Origin of the sequence: Lentilactobacillus parabuchneri DSM 5707 = NBRC 107865 (genome assembly GCF_001435315.1) — a bacterium.
Lineage (GTDB): Bacteria > Bacillota > Bacilli > Lactobacillales > Lactobacillaceae > Lentilactobacillus > Lentilactobacillus parabuchneri.
Map to the genome: position 1 here is coordinate 2,947 of NZ_AZGK01000023.1, position 15,495 is coordinate 18,441.

28 protein-coding genes are annotated in these 15,495 nt (G+C 36.7%); 22 read left to right on the forward strand and 6 right to left on the reverse strand.

Translation table 11 applies throughout. The features are described 5' to 3' along the window. The coding region (locus tag FC51_RS12375) for a hypothetical protein (RefSeq protein WP_162261245.1) at positions 1-596 on the forward strand (596 nt) is incomplete at its 5' end. Between the two features lie 661 nt (positions 597-1,257). After that, entirely contained in the window at positions 1,258-1,473 is a 216-nt protein-coding gene (locus FC51_RS12735) for an IS3 family transposase (RefSeq protein WP_162261246.1), read from the forward strand. A gap of 165 nt (positions 1,474-1,638) precedes the next feature. Here FC51_RS12735 and FC51_RS11480 read toward each other — a convergent pair whose 3' ends face one another. Together FC51_RS11480 and FC51_RS11485 are read right to left on the reverse strand one after the other, a co-directional pair. Beyond that, positions 1,639-1,794 (reverse strand): intracellular growth attenuator family protein, encoded by a 156-nt coding sequence (locus FC51_RS11480; RefSeq protein ID WP_225355074.1) that lies wholly within the window; start codon positions 1,792-1,794, stop codon positions 1,639-1,641. Positions 1,795-1,966: 172 nt separating this feature from the next. Further along, positions 1,967-2,704: a LexA family transcriptional regulator gene (locus FC51_RS11485; protein ID WP_225355073.1), complete on the reverse strand. Its 738-nt coding sequence runs from the start codon at positions 2,702-2,704 to the stop codon at positions 1,967-1,969. Positions 2,705-2,873: 169 nt separating this feature from the next. Here FC51_RS11485 and FC51_RS11490 point away from each other — a divergent pair, with 169 nt between their 5' ends. Beyond that, a complete protein-coding gene (locus FC51_RS11490; protein WP_057911338.1) occupies positions 2,874-3,107 on the forward strand; it encodes a helix-turn-helix domain-containing protein in 234 nt (77 codons plus the stop codon). Between the two features lie 185 nt (positions 3,108-3,292). Here the strand turns inward: FC51_RS11490 and FC51_RS11495 are convergent, their stop codons facing one another. Next, positions 3,293-3,496, reverse strand: coding sequence for a hypothetical protein (locus FC51_RS11495; RefSeq protein WP_057911339.1), 204 nt, complete (start codon positions 3,494-3,496; stop codon positions 3,293-3,295). 69 nt (positions 3,497-3,565) lie between these two features. On the opposite strand from FC51_RS11495, the gene FC51_RS11500 reads away from it, so the two are divergent. Further along, positions 3,566-3,766, forward strand: coding sequence for a hypothetical protein (locus FC51_RS11500; protein ID WP_008213892.1), 201 nt, complete (start codon positions 3,566-3,568; stop codon positions 3,764-3,766). Positions 3,767-3,805: 39 nt separating this feature from the next. Next, positions 3,806-4,003 (forward strand): hypothetical protein, encoded by a 198-nt coding sequence (locus FC51_RS11505; protein WP_013728334.1) that lies wholly within the window; start codon positions 3,806-3,808, stop codon positions 4,001-4,003. Here FC51_RS11505 and FC51_RS11510 read toward each other — a convergent pair. Next, complete coding sequence (locus FC51_RS11510) at positions 3,978-4,418, reverse strand: hypothetical protein (protein ID WP_013728333.1); 441 nt, start codon at positions 4,416-4,418, stop codon at positions 3,978-3,980. The two genes, FC51_RS11505 and FC51_RS11510, sit on opposite strands and share 26 nt — an antisense overlap. Positions 4,419-4,785: 367 nt before the next feature. On the opposite strand from FC51_RS11510, the gene FC51_RS11515 reads away from it, so the two are divergent. Further along, positions 4,786-5,112, forward strand: coding sequence for a DUF771 domain-containing protein (locus tag FC51_RS11515; RefSeq protein WP_057911340.1), 327 nt, complete (start codon positions 4,786-4,788; stop codon positions 5,110-5,112). A 5-nt stretch (positions 5,113-5,117) separates the two neighbouring features. Here the strand turns inward: FC51_RS11515 and FC51_RS11520 are convergent, their stop codons facing one another. Further along, complete coding sequence (locus tag FC51_RS11520; RefSeq protein WP_057911341.1) at positions 5,118-5,393, reverse strand: hypothetical protein; 276 nt, start codon at positions 5,391-5,393, stop codon at positions 5,118-5,120. Between the two features lie 170 nt (positions 5,394-5,563). On the opposite strand from FC51_RS11520, the gene FC51_RS12200 reads away from it, so the two are divergent. Then, positions 5,564-5,758 (forward strand): hypothetical protein, encoded by a 195-nt coding sequence (locus tag FC51_RS12200; protein ID WP_081038415.1) that lies wholly within the window; start codon positions 5,564-5,566, stop codon positions 5,756-5,758. Here the strand turns inward: FC51_RS12200 and FC51_RS11525 are convergent. Further along, positions 5,727-5,939 (reverse strand): YozE family protein, encoded by a 213-nt coding sequence (locus FC51_RS11525; RefSeq protein ID WP_008213902.1) that lies wholly within the window; start codon positions 5,937-5,939, stop codon positions 5,727-5,729. The two genes, FC51_RS12200 and FC51_RS11525, sit on opposite strands and share 32 nt — an antisense overlap. A gap of 97 nt (positions 5,940-6,036) precedes the next feature. Here FC51_RS11525 and FC51_RS12475 point away from each other — a divergent pair, with 97 nt between their 5' ends. The 15 genes from FC51_RS12475 (at position 6,037) to FC51_RS11590 (ending at position 15,016) form a co-directional block, all read left to right on the forward strand. Further along, complete coding sequence (locus tag FC51_RS12475; protein WP_008213905.1) at positions 6,037-6,195, forward strand: hypothetical protein; 159 nt, start codon at positions 6,037-6,039, stop codon at positions 6,193-6,195. Next, positions 6,195-6,464 carry a hypothetical protein gene (locus FC51_RS11530; RefSeq protein WP_039933391.1) on the forward strand — a complete coding sequence of 90 codons (270 nt, stop codon included), beginning with the start codon at positions 6,195-6,197 and terminating at the stop codon, positions 6,462-6,464. Before FC51_RS12475 ends, FC51_RS11530 begins: the two co-directional genes overlap by 1 nt. A 19-nt stretch (positions 6,465-6,483) precedes the next feature. Continuing rightward, on the forward strand, positions 6,484-6,969 hold the full coding sequence (locus FC51_RS11535) for a siphovirus Gp157 family protein (protein WP_057911342.1): 486 nt from the start codon (positions 6,484-6,486) through the stop codon (positions 6,967-6,969). Between the two features lie 23 nt (positions 6,970-6,992). After that, entirely contained in the window at positions 6,993-8,366 is a 1,374-nt protein-coding gene (locus tag FC51_RS11540; protein WP_057911343.1) for a DEAD/DEAH box helicase family protein, read from the forward strand. After that, the gene (locus FC51_RS11545) at positions 8,363-9,118 is read left to right on the forward strand and encodes an AAA family ATPase (RefSeq protein WP_057911344.1); all 756 of its coding nucleotides are present in this window, start codon (positions 8,363-8,365) and stop codon (positions 9,116-9,118) included. The genes FC51_RS11540 and FC51_RS11545 overlap by 4 nt, the downstream gene beginning before the upstream one ends. 2 nt (positions 9,119-9,120) lie before the next feature. Next, positions 9,121-9,645 (forward strand): DUF669 domain-containing protein, encoded by a 525-nt coding sequence (locus FC51_RS11550; RefSeq protein ID WP_057911345.1) that lies wholly within the window; start codon positions 9,121-9,123, stop codon positions 9,643-9,645. Between the two features lie 65 nt (positions 9,646-9,710). Further along, entirely contained in the window at positions 9,711-10,499 is a 789-nt protein-coding gene (locus FC51_RS11555) for a bifunctional DNA primase/polymerase (protein WP_057911346.1), read from the forward strand. Beyond that, the gene (locus FC51_RS11560) at positions 10,499-11,770 is read left to right on the forward strand and encodes a virulence-associated E family protein (protein WP_057911347.1); all 1,272 of its coding nucleotides are present in this window, start codon (positions 10,499-10,501) and stop codon (positions 11,768-11,770) included. Before FC51_RS11555 ends, FC51_RS11560 begins: the two co-directional genes overlap by 1 nt. Before the next feature lie 259 nt (positions 11,771-12,029). Next, positions 12,030-12,347 (forward strand): VRR-NUC domain-containing protein, encoded by a 318-nt coding sequence (locus FC51_RS11565; RefSeq protein ID WP_057911348.1) that lies wholly within the window; start codon positions 12,030-12,032, stop codon positions 12,345-12,347. 2 nt (positions 12,348-12,349) lie between these two features. Next, on the forward strand, positions 12,350-12,763 hold the full coding sequence (locus tag FC51_RS11570) for a hypothetical protein (RefSeq protein ID WP_057911349.1): 414 nt from the start codon (positions 12,350-12,352) through the stop codon (positions 12,761-12,763). A 5-nt stretch (positions 12,764-12,768) separates the two neighbouring features. Further along, complete coding sequence (locus FC51_RS11575) at positions 12,769-13,128, forward strand: YopX family protein (protein ID WP_057911350.1); 360 nt, start codon at positions 12,769-12,771, stop codon at positions 13,126-13,128. Then, a complete protein-coding gene (locus FC51_RS12480; RefSeq protein ID WP_169790221.1) occupies positions 13,125-13,271 on the forward strand; it encodes a hypothetical protein in 147 nt (48 codons plus the stop codon). The genes FC51_RS11575 and FC51_RS12480 overlap by 4 nt, the downstream gene beginning before the upstream one ends. Before the next feature lie 165 nt (positions 13,272-13,436). Beyond that, positions 13,437-13,628 carry a hypothetical protein gene (locus tag FC51_RS11580; protein ID WP_056939047.1) on the forward strand — a complete coding sequence of 64 codons (192 nt, stop codon included), beginning with the start codon at positions 13,437-13,439 and terminating at the stop codon, positions 13,626-13,628. 58 nt (positions 13,629-13,686) lie between these two features. Next, entirely contained in the window at positions 13,687-14,583 is an 897-nt protein-coding gene (locus tag FC51_RS11585) for a hypothetical protein (protein WP_057911351.1), read from the forward strand. Next, a complete protein-coding gene (locus FC51_RS11590) occupies positions 14,561-15,016 on the forward strand; it encodes an HNH endonuclease (RefSeq protein ID WP_057911352.1) in 456 nt (151 codons plus the stop codon). The genes FC51_RS11585 and FC51_RS11590 overlap by 23 nt, the downstream gene beginning before the upstream one ends. The last annotated feature ends 479 nt before the right edge of the window (positions 15,017-15,495 follow it).

Below are 15,495 nucleotides of genomic sequence, written 5' to 3' on the forward strand. Positions count from 1 at the left end.
ATGTTGCTGCTCCAATTATTGCGGGTACACCTGGTACTCAAGAACCAACCAGCAATGTTGCTGTATTTAATGGTAAGAATTTAACTACATTTGGTACTTTGAAGAATAATGTATTGAATGGTGTTAATGGTACTGTTGATACTTCACTTACTGCTGATGCATTGAGCACTGATTTAACTAATGCTAACGCCCAAACTGTATACATGGTTTGGAACACATTAGCTAATAACGGTAATGGTGCATTCTTAACTCAATCCGACTTAAACGCCGATGGAACAGTTAAGAAGGATGTTTACAGTGGAAATAACAACAACCAATTTATCGCTATTAAGGCTTCATTAACACGTGATGAGATTGTTGCTACTCCTACTAATGATGGTGCTACTGTAGCTACTCGTGTTGTTGGTGCATTCTATTCTGATGGAAACGCAAATGCTGCAGGGGCTCCTAAAGCTATTGGTGCTGCTTACGGTGTAAATAACCGTAACTTGTACTTGAACTACAATGTAAGCAAGTCTAATCGATTTGGTATTACTGAAAATGGAACAGCTGCTTCATCTAACTTCAAAGCATTATACGACGCTGCTATTAGATAATGTAAGTTTGTTAATTAATATTAAAGGAGACACTGTATCTTGTAGTGTCTCCTTTATACATAGAACAACTGTTACAATTTAAAAGAAAAAACTAAAGTTCACAAACCCTGCTCATGGATTTGATCACTTTAGTCATCGACATAAAATATGTCTGGAGGGGCATCATCCTAATTAAGGTTAGAATGATGTCATCAAGATAACGATGAGGGTCGTTGTCTTGATACAACTATGATAGCATGTTTTTCCTTAACTGAGCAAAATGTTATCAACGTCTAATGCTTTCACGATTGGTTTCTTCAATTCTTAGGCCCTTATTAGAATTCGAAGAAACCAACATATATAGTATAAAGAAAAAAGACTTGAGAAAATTACATCTCAAGCCTTTTTGATTTTCACAACTTCTTTAATTTACAAATTGTGAAAGATGCTACTTTTTATTAAGCAAATGGGCTAACAGTATTAGCAGCATTTTGTGTTGGGTAAGTTACCTTGTTAGTAGGATTAGTAGAATCGAATGTGTAAACAGCACGAACTGCTGAAGTACCAAATGTTCCCCCATTTGCACTGTTAAAGTTAAATGTATATTGACTAAATGTTGGGGTGGCAGTATCAAATTCCTGATTATCAACGCCGCTTAACGCACATGAATATCTGTCAAAGCATGTCCCGAAAGGGAAACTGCCATGACAACGCACCAATTGAAAGTTTCTTTAATCTGATGAAACGTGAGTGTCTCAATCGATACCAAATTAATGATATTACTGCTTTACGTAAATTGGTAAAACAATATATTCAGTGGTTCAATAATGAAAGAATTTCTAGGAATAAAAATGGCCTGACCCCTGTAGAATACAGGAATCAAGCCATGGTAGCTTAAATCAATATCTAAACTTGTCTAACTTTTCTGTTGCACTTCATAATCACTTTGTGATTAGGGCTTTTTTGGTATGAATGCGTAAAACGTAGAGCACTCTTAGCCGGAACCTGAAAAAGTTTACTGTGTATAATTATTGTTTGCTGTAAAGCTTGTGTATTAGCCTTTCTATTCAAAATCTAGTTTAACAACTGACTCTTCCAACTGATCCAATATCTCATTAACTGAAATAAAGTGTCGCCACTTATTCGGATCATGTTTGGCAAGTCCCTTAAAATTACTGCTGATCTTATCGTGGATATTTACCAAAAATTTGTAATACATATTAGCTGCTTCACGATCGATTCTTTCCTGTGGCCAACGTTTATCCAGAGAACGTTGGTTATTTTTTTCGGTCAAATATTGACTATTTAGGACTCGAACCTAAGCAAACCACCTGGTTAGTCGAAACATATGTTCTTTTAAAACCTTAAATGAAGCCCCCACGTTTGGGAGCTCATAAGATCACTTTACCGATTACATTAACTTCATCACAATCAAACACCATGTCATCGTATGCCTTGTTAATTGATTTTAAGGTAACGGTATTATCCTCATTTACATAAAACTTTTTACAAGTAACACCAACATCACGAATGTGGACGATCGCAATTTCATCATCCTCAACTTCTGGCTGGTAGTGGATAAAAACTTGACTACCCTTTTTTAAGAGCGGTTCCATTGAATCACCATCCACAGTAATTAATTCATCTGCACCGGCAGGAACTTTTTCGCCGGCAATCAGCTTGTGGATTAATTGGGTATCTTGATCCTCACCGTTAATAGGAGACCCGGCAGCAGTTGAACGACCGTAAGGAATATCAACCAGCGGTTTGTGATCAAACATTGAAGATATTTTTTCATTATTCTGTTCGTCTAATTGGTCACTGGCATAATTGTAAACTTTTTCTTGACGATCAGAGTTTAACCTTTTATTAATCCTTAGAATTCTTCTATCACTATCAGTTAATGAACCAATCTCATTCTCTTTGAATCCAAGAATATATTCTGGGGTAGTGTGTAACGCTTTAGCAAAGGCATCCACATTATTTAGTGGAAATTCTCTAGTTTTATTAAAATACCTTGATAATGCTGACTTGGCCATGTTTACACGTCTCGCCAGTTCACTAAGTGTTAAATTCTGCTCATTTTTTAATTCAATAAGTGTGTCGACTATTTCGTCATTTGTTTTCAATAGAACCCCTCCTTGCATACCATCACATTATAGCACCGTTCCCAATCGGAAACAATCAAGATATTAAAAAAACTTTTTGACTATTTTTTTAATTATCATGTTGACAATTGGGAACGAATACGATATTCTTTAAGTGTTCCCAAATGAGAACGTAAGGAGATGAAAAATTATGTCAGTAGATTTAAGAAGAGTCAAAGCTGAAAGAATTGCGAAAGGATATTCGCAAGAGGACATGGCCAAAATGCTAGGTTGGAAAAGTAGAGCAACATATTCCAAGCGGGAAACCGGTAAAGTTAGTCTGGGAGCTGATGAACTTGCAAAGATTGCGAGCGTGCTCGGATTCTCTAATGATGAATTAGGAATTTTTTTTACAATAACCGTTCCCGAAAGAGAACGAGCTTAGAAAGAGACTTTCCAAGTGACGATCAAGTTTTTATTTAGTCCGGATCCGTCCACACAGCCAGCATAGAAAGGAGGTGAATAAAGTGAACCAAGACGCAGAAAAAACACCCCGAGCCATTTGTGGTAGCAAGGAGTGCGATAAGGAAAAAATCGTGCCAATGACAAAAGAATCGCGTAAAAGAGCATTTAATCTTTTATCAAAAATTCTTTCAGAGCTATACGAACCAAATTGTTAGTTCGTTCATTCTCATACTGCTGAATAAATTTAAACATTTTGTTCGTCCAGTCGTCGTTGGGATTGCCATTTTTGGCATCTTCACGTATCCGCTCAATGTTCTCTTCATCATCAAACATGTCGTCAAACTTGTTTAAAAATTCAGCGTTTGTCAAAATTTTCACCTCGATTAATTGAATTAATTAAATTATACGTCAGTAAATAATAGAAGGAAGTAATAAAAAATGGCAAAACCACGTTTAGTTTTAGAAAAGAAAGCACCAGAACCACGAGTATCCCGATTGATTAGCATTAACACCGATTTGTATAACCAGTTAATGGACATTAAGCACGAAACTGGATTAACTGTCACAGCGGTAGTTAACAAGTTTATCGCTTATGGAGTGAAGAATGTAGAAATTGAAGACAACAAAAACGACGATTAATTAATCCACGTCAGATCTTATCAAAAGGAAGTGAGAAAGATGATCGATAAGAACACCAGCTTTGAATTAAAACAAATTGATTTATTAGATCAGGCAAAAAGCACAAATATTTCTCTCATCTTGGAGAATGGAAGTATTCTTCTTTCAGAAATAAAAAAAGCTCAGCAGCTAAGCGCTGAGCTAGGAGATGTGCTGAATCATATCAAGCACTTTAATCCCGAGTTTCGGATGAAGTGATTGATACAATCTTAAAATCTGCATCTTTAGGGAAAAGATAAAAATCTAAGTTATCTATGTTTTTCCCAAGAAATGAAACGTTTTTAGCCAGAAAAAAATCAGTCAAAGTATATTGAGAATTATCAAGATCGACAACGAACGTTGATAACGCGTTAATTAATAACGGAAAATTTCTTTGAAATTTACCAAGTGAATCTCCATGAGAAGTATTGAGCTTTAGAGCATCTTCTTTCAATCGGTCGTTGAAAAGTTGCTTGCTAAATTCATCTCCACTAAATAGAGTACTGTCGTGAAAAGTAGCGGTCAATAACTGCCCATTAAATTCCCATATACATTTTTTGGCTTCTGCATTGTGAATCTTACTCAAGAAATATTCAAAGCTATATTCAAATAGGGCTGCTTGTTTTAAATTCATATTTATCATCTCGATTAATTGGAATAAATCAAGTATACAACTAAGCCAAAATTGGAAGTGAATTAAATGGATCAGAAACTTCATAATGCAGTACGAGAATATTTATTGGAACTATTGAGCGAAAAAAATAAAAGTCCAGAAATGGCTGCAACCATTGCTGAACTTTATAGATTGTTACTTGAATAAGACACTCATGATGTCTCTTCGGTCAATGCTAAAGATTGTATCACCAATAAATTTGACTTCTCCGTTAGCATCATTTAAAGAAAATTGAATCATGAGACTTTGTGGTAATTACCACAGTATTCATAGAGTTCACCTCGATCAATTGGAATAAATCAAGTATACAACTAAAGGAAGTGACAAAATGTCTCAAGTCATTAGTGCTAAAGTATCAATTCAAATTCCTGATAATTTTGAATTGATAAATAAGGAAGATTACCAAAAGTTAAAACGGGAATCAACATTTGGACGGACTTGGAATTTAAACGATCTTCGTAAATGGTGTGGGAACAAATCACCACAATGGTTAAAAGAAAATTTCTTGGAAAATCCAAAATATTCACGGGAAATGCAAGCCTTAATGGATAATAGGTATTTAGTTCATCGTGGCAGTAAAGGTAGTCCCTGGTTGTTTAAAGCTACCAAAATGCAGCAGTTCCTGGAGGATCATTGGAGTGAATTCAATTGGTAAAAACATTAAATTCTTGGCAAATCTAATAATCGATCGTGACGATTTGAGGAATTCTTGGTTTTAATATATAAAGCATTGTCATGATTGTAATCATAAGTGATTTCATAGGTACCATTACCGAAAATGTAAAAGTAGTGATCACCACGAATAATATTGGCTGCTGTGGCTTGAATAAGTTCAATTTTCCCACTGGCCAGTTTTATTAAATCAATATTTTCTGGTGATGCTTGCTTTCCCTTGGAATAAGTTCGTAATCGAATAGCAACAATTTGATGAATCATACGACTTAACCTCCTTAATGGGTTGAATTCAAAATTCTACAAATATTAAAAAGGAGTGATTTGATTAATGGAATCATTGGAAGTACTAGTTTTATTGTTCTTAGCAGCCCTGGTCATTGAATACTTTATACCAACTGGGCGTCACTAAAAAATAGAAAGGAATCATATCGATGAATAAATTGCAAAAGTATTCGACATCTGAATTAATAGGTGAATTAAGAAAAAGAAAGGAAGCCCGACTGTTCCATGGTGGCCTTTATGCCGATACTGAAATACGAGGCAAATATGGCCAAGAAAATATGAAGCTTCCAAATGATTACTGGATTTTATTAATTAGCGACTTTTCTCCGCTAAATAATAGTTGAAGACGTTTTTAACAATTTCTAATTTGGAATCTGAAAAACCAATTGACTTAAGATATTCTTTTAAATGTTTCCAATCTAAATTTCCCTTAGGAAACGATCTATCAGATCTTATTTCTCTTGCTACATCACCAACTGGTAAGCTAACGTCTTTAAAGCGCATTAACCAATTGTAAAAATCCATAAAAATTCACCACCTTAATTATATGCACTAAATAGCCCACTACAGCAAATGGGTGGACTATAACTACTAATATTATAACACCTGGAGGGTCATCAGAATGAAAACATTAACAATACAGAACCGTATCAAACGTTTGAATATGATTATTGGACGCACACCCGTGGAAAACGATCATAGCTTGTTGGCATATTTCTTTGTCCTAGATAAAGAAAAGCAACGACTATCTGAATATATTTTACATCACGAGGTGGAATAATGACTAAATTTTGGAAAGCAGTTGGTGTAATGGATTCCCAAATATTAGAAACTGGTGTCTCTCGTGCCGACGTTATGCGAAAGCTCAGCATAAAGTATCCGACTTACGTCGTAACTGGGACCGACAAGGATTTTATGAAGAAGCGGAAAGAACGAATCCCAATTTATCCCGAACCAATTAGATTGATCTGCGGTAGAATCACAAAATCTAAAAGAAAAGAAATAGCGTCAATGAAGAATTCAATTGATCAACGACACTATTTACATTAAAAGATGGAGGTAAATATAAATGGCAACCCTTTATGAACTTACTGAGCAATACACAGAATTATTAAATGCAATCGAAACTGATGATCCAAAGTTGTTGGAAGACACAATAGCATCAACTGGGATCAATGAGGATCTGAACAAAAAGTTCGAAGGTTATGGCCAAGTGATCAATCAGGCTAAAGCTGACATGAACGAAGTATTCGAGGAGATTAAACGCCTGCAGACGAAAAAGCGCACCTATGACAACAATATCAAACGCCTCAAGCAAGCGTTGATTGATTCTCTAGCAGCCGTTGGTAAAGACAGGATTAAGACACCCCTGTTTAGCTTTTCAATTAAGAATACCCGTGCCGTGGATGTTACCAGTATTGAAGATTTACCGGTTGATTATTTAGTGCCACAACCAAGTAAACCTGACAAGAAGGCGATTAAGGAAGCCATTGAGAGTGGTCAGGATGTCCCAGGGGCAACTATCAAATTTAATGAAAGCTTGGTAATTCGTTAATCAGGAATCGAGGTATAAGGGGATTGTTTCAGTTACGTGATTATCAAACTGAAGAATTAACGAAAATTGTTAATTCTATGAAAAAAGGTCATCGGTCAATTATGGTACAGTCACCACCGCGAACGGGTAAAACCGTAATCATGGCTGAAATTGCTAGGCGGACAACCGCTAATGGCAAACGGATTTTATTCATTGTGCACCGTAAAGAGATCGTTGATCAGGTAGTCGCCACCTTTAAAGCCCAACAAGTCAATATGAAATTGTCTCAAATTGGCATGGTGCAAACTTTTACTCGGCATGTCGATAAACTAACTACTCCAGATGTGATTTTTGTTGATGAGGGACACCACGCTTTAGCTAAGTCTTATCGACGAATCTTGTCTGCATTCCCGAAGGCGTACAAGCTGTTATTTACGGCCACCCCTTATCGAATGAATGGCGAAAGCTTTGATAAGATTGCTGATGATTTAATTATTGGTAAACCGATTGACTGGTTAATTGAACATCACAATTTAGCACCGATGGAATATTATGCTCCAAAACAAATTGACACCGCATTGTTAAAAACTAAGCGAACTGGTGAATTTAGTGAAGAAAGTATTGCTAAAGCAATTAAACCCAAAATTTATGGTAACGCCGTTAAAAATTACCAGAAATTGGCAAACGGTAAGCAAGCAATTGCCTATACCTACAACGTGGCAAGCACCAAGCGATTAGCAGAAGCATTTAATAATGCCGGAATAAGTTGCCAGGCGGTATCAGGAAAAACACCAAAGGATGAGCGAGATCGAATCATTCAGGATTATCGAGAGGGCAAAATTCAGATTATCACTAACGCTGAATTATTTACGGAAGGGCTAGATTTACCCAATGTTGATTGTGTGATTATGTTACGGCCAACGCAGTCACTGTCGTTGTATTTACAGTTTGCCATGCGGTCGATGAATCCACGCAAGGGTAAAACCGCGATCATTATCGATCATGTTGGCAATGTCGAACGATTTGGATTACCAACTGATTATCGAACCTGGACACTTCAAGGTAGTAAGAAGCAGAAAACCAATTCAACGACCGCAGTTGTTTCAAGTGTAACAGTCTGTGAACACTGTTTTGCCACGTTTTACCGTAAGGGTGATACTTGCCCGTTCTGTGGAGCACAACTTACCAAAGATGAAGAAATTGAAGTTGTGGAAGATGCCAAATTGGAGCGGGTAGACACCAAAGTTAAACAAATGGTCAAACAAATGATGGAATCTAATGTTGCTATGAACGTGGCTGACAAGAAACCAGCAGAGTTAACCAGCATGGCGGAATTACAAGCTTATGCCAAACTTCATAAATACAAGCGTGGTTGGGTATTCTACCAAGCTAAAGCGAAAGGACTGATTAGAAAGTGAGTATTTTACCAGAAAACAAAGTACACAAACCTAAAAGTACGCCACGAAATTTCTTTATTTTTGGAAAAACCATGAGTGGCAAAAGTTATTTAGCTGAACGATTCCCAAATTCATTGATTTTTAACACGGATGACAATTCCGAATCCGGAATTCGACCAGCAATTCAGTTGAGAAACCAGCGGAATGCGGAAGGGAAGCTAACTCAATCGATTATTGACCAGTTAGATGAGTATCTCCTAGCGTTGCAAACAGAAAACAACACCTATGAAACCATTGTGATTGATGTCATTGAAGATGTGGTATTCATGTTGGAGCAAGCGATCTGCATGGAAAACGATGTGAAAGCTTTGTCGGATATTCCATATGGAAAAGGTTACGCCATGTTTAATGCAGCGTTGATTGGGCTGGTAACGGAATTAAAACAGTTGAATATGAATGTGGTTTACATTAGTCGAGCAGTTACTACCGGTGAAGGAATCACAGAACACGAAATACCGGCGCTCAAAGAAAAATACTACAACGTGGTTAATGGTAACTGCGACTTAGTTATTCAAACCCAACGAATTGGTAAACGATACATTCGTCGAGTAACTGACCGTCGTAAGCATTATCAACGCGACCAAATTGAAGATCCTAAGATCTTAAATATCTTGGATAACATTTCTGGAGTATTTGATAAACCGATAAAAACAACCAAGGATGAACAAAACAAGATTGTTGAAAAAATTGACGAAGAAAAAGGAGATCATTAATTATGAGTTTACGAGATATGGCTAACAATGCACTAAAAGATTTTAACGCCAAAAAGGATAACCCAAACACTTTTAATTCACTACCATCTGGTGACTACTTAGTTTCATTTGATGGGATGGAACACCGCCATTCTGATAACGGTTGGGATGGATTAAGCATTGCAGTCACCGTCATTGATGGTGAACAAGCCGGTCGAAAAGATTTCAATGGATTCAATTTCGATACCAAGTCAGCCAACGGTAAGGATATTCCAGAAAGCGTCATTGCCACTAGAATCAAACTAGTTGCCAAACTTGCTAACGCATTAGGAATTACTCTAAATGATGATGACTGGGACGATATGGACACCCTTTCCGCCGCCTTCCTGGGTTCTAAAGGGACACCGGTTCATATGAAGCTAGATGTGCGAGAAAACAAAAAGAAGCCCCAATATCCATACAAGAATTATGACTTCTCTCCGGCAACCAAAGAAGAAGCTAATAACGATCCCATTGACATTGACGACGATGATCTGCCTTTTGACTAAATTTATTTGACGCAGTGACGTTATCCACCAACAGGGTGAAATGCCCTTTAAAGTGAGGTTAGAACATGAGGAACTTAGTAAATTATGCCATTAAGTATGCTGAATTTGGTTTTAGTGTCTTACCAATGGCTGGGAAACGCCCTCTGATAAAATTTGCTGATCAACCTCCCTTAACCGTTGAGCAGGTTAAACAGGTTTGGAAAAAATATCCCTATGCCAACATTGCCCTTCGAACCATTAAATTCTTTGTGGTCGATATTGACGTTCATGAAAATGAAGCAAATGGTTTTGATTCAATCAAACAGTATGAACATCCCGAATACTTTCGCAAAACGTTAGAACAAAAAACAGCTGGTGGTGGTCGTCAATTGTTGTATTTAAAACGTGATGATATGACGATTCAGCAAAACATTGGTTGGCTACCTGGTGTTGATATTAAAGCCCATCCAAATAATTATGTGGTCGTCGCACCAAGTAGTAACCACGGCAAGCTATACGAATGGTTAAATAAACGGCCAATTGTGACGGCAAGTCCAGAATTAGTGAAGGCGATCAATCAAGAAAAGATCACTAATTACACCCCAGAAGATTTAAAGTTCAGCGGTGGTAAAACCACAACCACGCATTTATTTGAACAAATCACGCAGGGACTAGGCGAAACCGGCGGTCGTAATAATGCATTAGCAGCCTTCATCGGTGGGTTATTGTTTCGCAATGTGGATGCTGAAATTGTATATCAGTTGGCAATGATGGCTAATCAAAACACGCCAAAATCATTATCAACCAATGAGTTTAACCGAACTTTTGATTCAATGGTTAAGAAAGAAATTAAGCGAAGGGAGGATAGCGATTAATGGCAATTGATGAAGAGATCGATAAGCTAAAAAAGTTACAAGAAAAACAAAATAAAGTTGCCGAAATGCCAATTCAAGGTTTGAAACTGAATAAAGACGGTGCCATCCGAGCAAACAGTATTCACAATATTGGTGTGATTCTACAGCGTGACCCACTGTTAGCAGGCAAAATTGCTTTTAATGAATTTACCTACGAAATTGAGTTGTTACAGGATATTCCTAAATTGATGCTGGAAAAAGGCGTGATTGATGACGATTATCCACCGGCAATCTTGAATTACATCGAAAGTAAATACAACGTCCTGTTCTCTGACAAATTATTAAATGGTGCATTAGTCAACGTGGCCAGGAAAAATGTGTATAATCCGGTGCTAGATTACTTTGAAGATTGCTATCAAAAGTGGGATGGCAAGATCCGTTCTGATGATTTTTTACCAGATTATCTAGGGGTTGAAAAATCAGCAGTAACAGCATTGCAGACTAGATTATTTTTTGTTGGAGCGGTTGCTAAAGTCTATAAACCTGAAATGAAATTTGATTATGTTTTGGATTTAATTGGCGGTCAGGGTGCCGGAAAAACCACCTTACTGAAGAAGGTTTCTAACGGTTGGTACACTGATCAGTTTACCGATTTTGAAAATAAAGATAATTATTCAAATATGTTACGAGCTTTAATTATCAATGATGATGAAATGACCGCGACTAACAACAGTAGTTTTGAAATCCTGAAAAAGTTTATCAGTTCTGAAGTTCTGGAGTATCGCAAGCCATATGGACGACATACTGTACGGCGTTACAAAAATTTTGTAATGGCTCGAACAACAAATGAACTGACATATCTAAAAGATAAAACTGGTGAACGGCGGTTCCTACCGAATTTAGTTAATAAACGGTTACAAAAGAAATCACCATTAACCGATTTGAAGCAAGATTATATCGATCAATTGTGGGGTGAATTTACTGCTTATTACCAGGACGGCTTCAGTTTCATGTTAGACGAAGCAGAGGAGGAATTATTAAACCAACATCGTTCGGCGTTTATGTATGTAGATGAACAAGAAGGCGCTATTGAGCAATGCTTACAAGAGTGGCAAGACAATTTCATTACCAGTTCACAGATTGCTAAATTTATGGGTGAAGACAATTTAATTAACAATCCAAAATTAGCAAGAAAAATTAAATATGTTATGGACAACCATCATGATTGGCAAGCTGTTCAAAAACGATTTGGGAATGTTTCTCAAAGGGGGTATCGAAAACGAATACAGTAAATACAGTATGTATACAGAAATTTTAATAGGTGTATGCATCCGAAAACCCTTGAGACACAAGGCCTTAATACCATTAAGAATACACTACATACACTTATAATAATAATAATAATAATATATACCCTGTATATAGCCTATATATAGAGTGTTGAAAAAGTGGTGTATTCGTGCATGCAAAGCACCGCAACCATTGGGAGAGTAAGAACGAGCAACTATTTTCGGTGTAAACAGTTACTGTATACATGTATTCGGATGAATTATGACAGCAGAACATAAAATACAAAATGACATTCGCGTTGAGCTTTCAAAACATGGTTGCACTGTGTTTAGAGCTAATGTTGGTAAAGTTTTAATGGAAAATGGCCGCTGGTTTGATACTGGTTTACCACGTGGCTATCCTGATTTATTCGGGTTTAGACATTCGGACGGTAAGATATTTTTCATTGAATGTAAAAACGAAATGGGACGATTGCGTGACGATCAGAAGCGGTTTGCAAAATTTATTAAGCAATATCCAGTGTTATATGGCGTTTGCCGTTCTGTAGATGACGCATTAAAAATAATTGGAGGTAAATAAAAATGACAGTAAAGATTGTTGATAAGGAATTGTTCAAAATGTACCAATGCGCAATGGCAGAAAATATTTCTGATTGGAAGCGAATAGCTAAATTCGCCAAATTCATTGATAAATATGCCGATGATGAAACTATTTATAACCGTGATGATTTAGCCAGTGTTATAGATGCAATTTTAAATCATGAAACAGTGAAATTGTCTGCACCAATGTATCGCTTGAAGATGAATGGCATGGTTGGTAGTAATGGGCAACAGTACGTTTCTCGAAGGATAGATGATCATGGCGGATATTTTATTTGTGGAGTTCGTAACCCGCACGTTTGTCGAGGGGAAATCACACAACAATTTACACGTGATGAAGCTGAGTTTTTGAAGGATTTATTAAATAACTCAAGTATCCAAAGTGTGGAGGAGTGACGGTAATGAGCAGAGAGATTAAATTTAGAGCATGGTATATGCCGTTCGGTAGCAAGGAACCAATGCAAGAGATGCTTCATAGACGTGCAAGTAGCATTTTGAGCTTTGCTGAAATGAATCCGGACGCTTACATTGTTGAACAGTTTACCGGACTGAAAGATAAGAATGGCAAAGATGTTTACGAGGGGGATTTATTAAAAATTAAGTACCCTTTTAGTGATAATGATGAAATAGGTGAGGTTAAATGGTCAAACTCAGACGCCGGATTTATTATTGGTAATTTTCAATTTTGGAAAGTCGTTCCCAAGTCTGTTGTGGTTGGCAATGTGCATGAAGATAAGGACTTATTGGAGGCAGAAAAATGAGCGATGAAATGCAGGAATTACGGCGACGTATATTGAGCATGTTACGTGATGACGATAGCGGTAACGGGCAATATTCAGTAGGATTAAAAGCAGCCTTATATGAGCTTGAACATATTGATAAACCATTTGTGCATAATTCGTAGTGGACCATTCAAGCGTTGAAACTGATAAACAAACACTCGATTATCGACTAATCTTTATTGGAGGAATGAAATTAAAACCATAAGACTTATGAAAGCTTGCCAATTAGCTGTTAAATGTGCACAATAAGTATATGTAAAATTATGTGATTAGAAGAGGAATTTTATATGACGTATGTGATAACAAAGCGAGGGAAAGTTCATAAACTGAAAGAATTTCGCAGTATTCAAGCAGTTTTGAAAGCAGAAACCGGTTTGCCAATCAAAACCTGGATGGTTGAAAAATCTGTTCAGCATCATCAAACCATCTGTGGATGGACAATTTCTGAAATAAACGCAAAGAAATCCGTTAATAATTAGTTTCTCCTTATCGTCAATGTCTAGCTGTAAGTAAACCAAGTTTAAAGGCGGTGAAAAAATGGGAAATGAAAACTTAGTAAAAGCAATTACTGAGAGCCGGAATTTTGAAAACGGCATTAACCGGATTCATTATTCAATTCATTGTTCAAAAGACGATGCTTTTAGTCTATTAATTGAGCAAGTATTAAGACGAATTCATTTTTGGAATTATAACAATGCTAATACCTTGATTAAGGCATTCAGCGATCATAGCAATCCAGATTTTAAGAATAAGCAATGGGCAATTACCTATGCTGCTAAAGATGTGGTTGAAGATTATTATGGTCACAAGACGTTATTGGTAGAGAATTTTGATAAATCTGATGAACTTGGACAATTGGCGCCTATAAATTGTAAAAATTCAGTGTCAGTTGAGAATTCATTAGTGAATAAGGTTATTTCATTATTCCCGACGGATAAAACCAAACTGTTTGTAAAAAGCCTGCTTAAATATGGAAAAATAGCTACAATGGATATTTTTTCAATGACCGATAAAAAGTTTGAACATGCATTGTATGATCGTATAGCTTACGTTAAATCAAATGCACAAATGTTTACGGAGCAGTTAAGTGGTTTCGATCATCAGGATACGTTAGATAAGCTAAAGGTATTAGGTGATTTTGAATATTGCCTTAATAAATACGCTGATCCAATGACATTAAACAGCGAAGTTCACACCTTATTTATCAGCAATAGCGACTTGTTCAATGATATATTCGATTACGCAACTAAAGTATATGGAATGAAATACCAAGGCATTGTTTGGGAATCGTTTGGTTTAATTAATGATCATCAATTGAAACTGGATGAATACAAATTAATTGATTCAATCATTGATTTACAGCAGGAATTAAGTAAACAGTTCGTACCGAAAGAAGGACAGGTGAGCTTATATGAAGCTACATATCTGTCATGAGGTTGGCTGTCAAGCATTGATACCAATGGGGCAAAGGTATTGCAGTGAGCACGTTACACAGCACCAGAATCCCAACCATGCAGTCAGTTCTGCACGAAACCGAGAGTACAATATGTACTATCGTGATCAAACAGCGAATCAGTTTTATCACTCAAAGGAATGGAAAAAGATTCGGCAATTTGTTGCTGCACGAGATTATTATTTAGATGCAGTCACTGGCTTGCCAGTCTCAAACGATAAGATTATTGTTGACCACATCGTGCCTAGACGTGTACTATCTGTTGATAAATGGTTAGACATGGATAACTTATGGTGCTTGTCACCAACTACGCATAATACGAAAACCAAGATTGAACAATCACTCAATCAAAACCAACTCAAACACTGCAGCAAACGTTGGTGGATTAAAGTATTATCTGAACGCACGAAATAAACATCCCTGATGTAGGAAACTCCTGCCAGCTTGGATGGTAATAATTTCAGGGGTGGGTACCGTTTCTTGGATGGTGGGGATCTTCATCAACAAAATTAAAAAAAGATGTCTTTGTGAAACGACAAAGTGTTTTTCAGGTGGTATCATGTAAGTAATCGGAATAAATATTTCTGATGAGGTTTACTTATTAAAAACAATTTTTTCAACCTCCTCTGGGTGATATAGATATAAAGAAAAAATTGTTTAAAGCTTACTGTTTGAACCTTACAAAAAATATTCAATTTAGGTGAATGTTTAAACACCCCCGGGGTGGTGAAAGCCTAGGGGAGCGCACGCCCAGGAGTAGCGCACGTTAAAAGTTGTAAATTCAAAACTTTTTTATGGGCTTACTATAACTGGGTGCACGCAATTTCACAAATTGCTTATATGAATAACCCTACTATAATGACTATGTGTAAAAGGCACCCGTAAAATGTAGG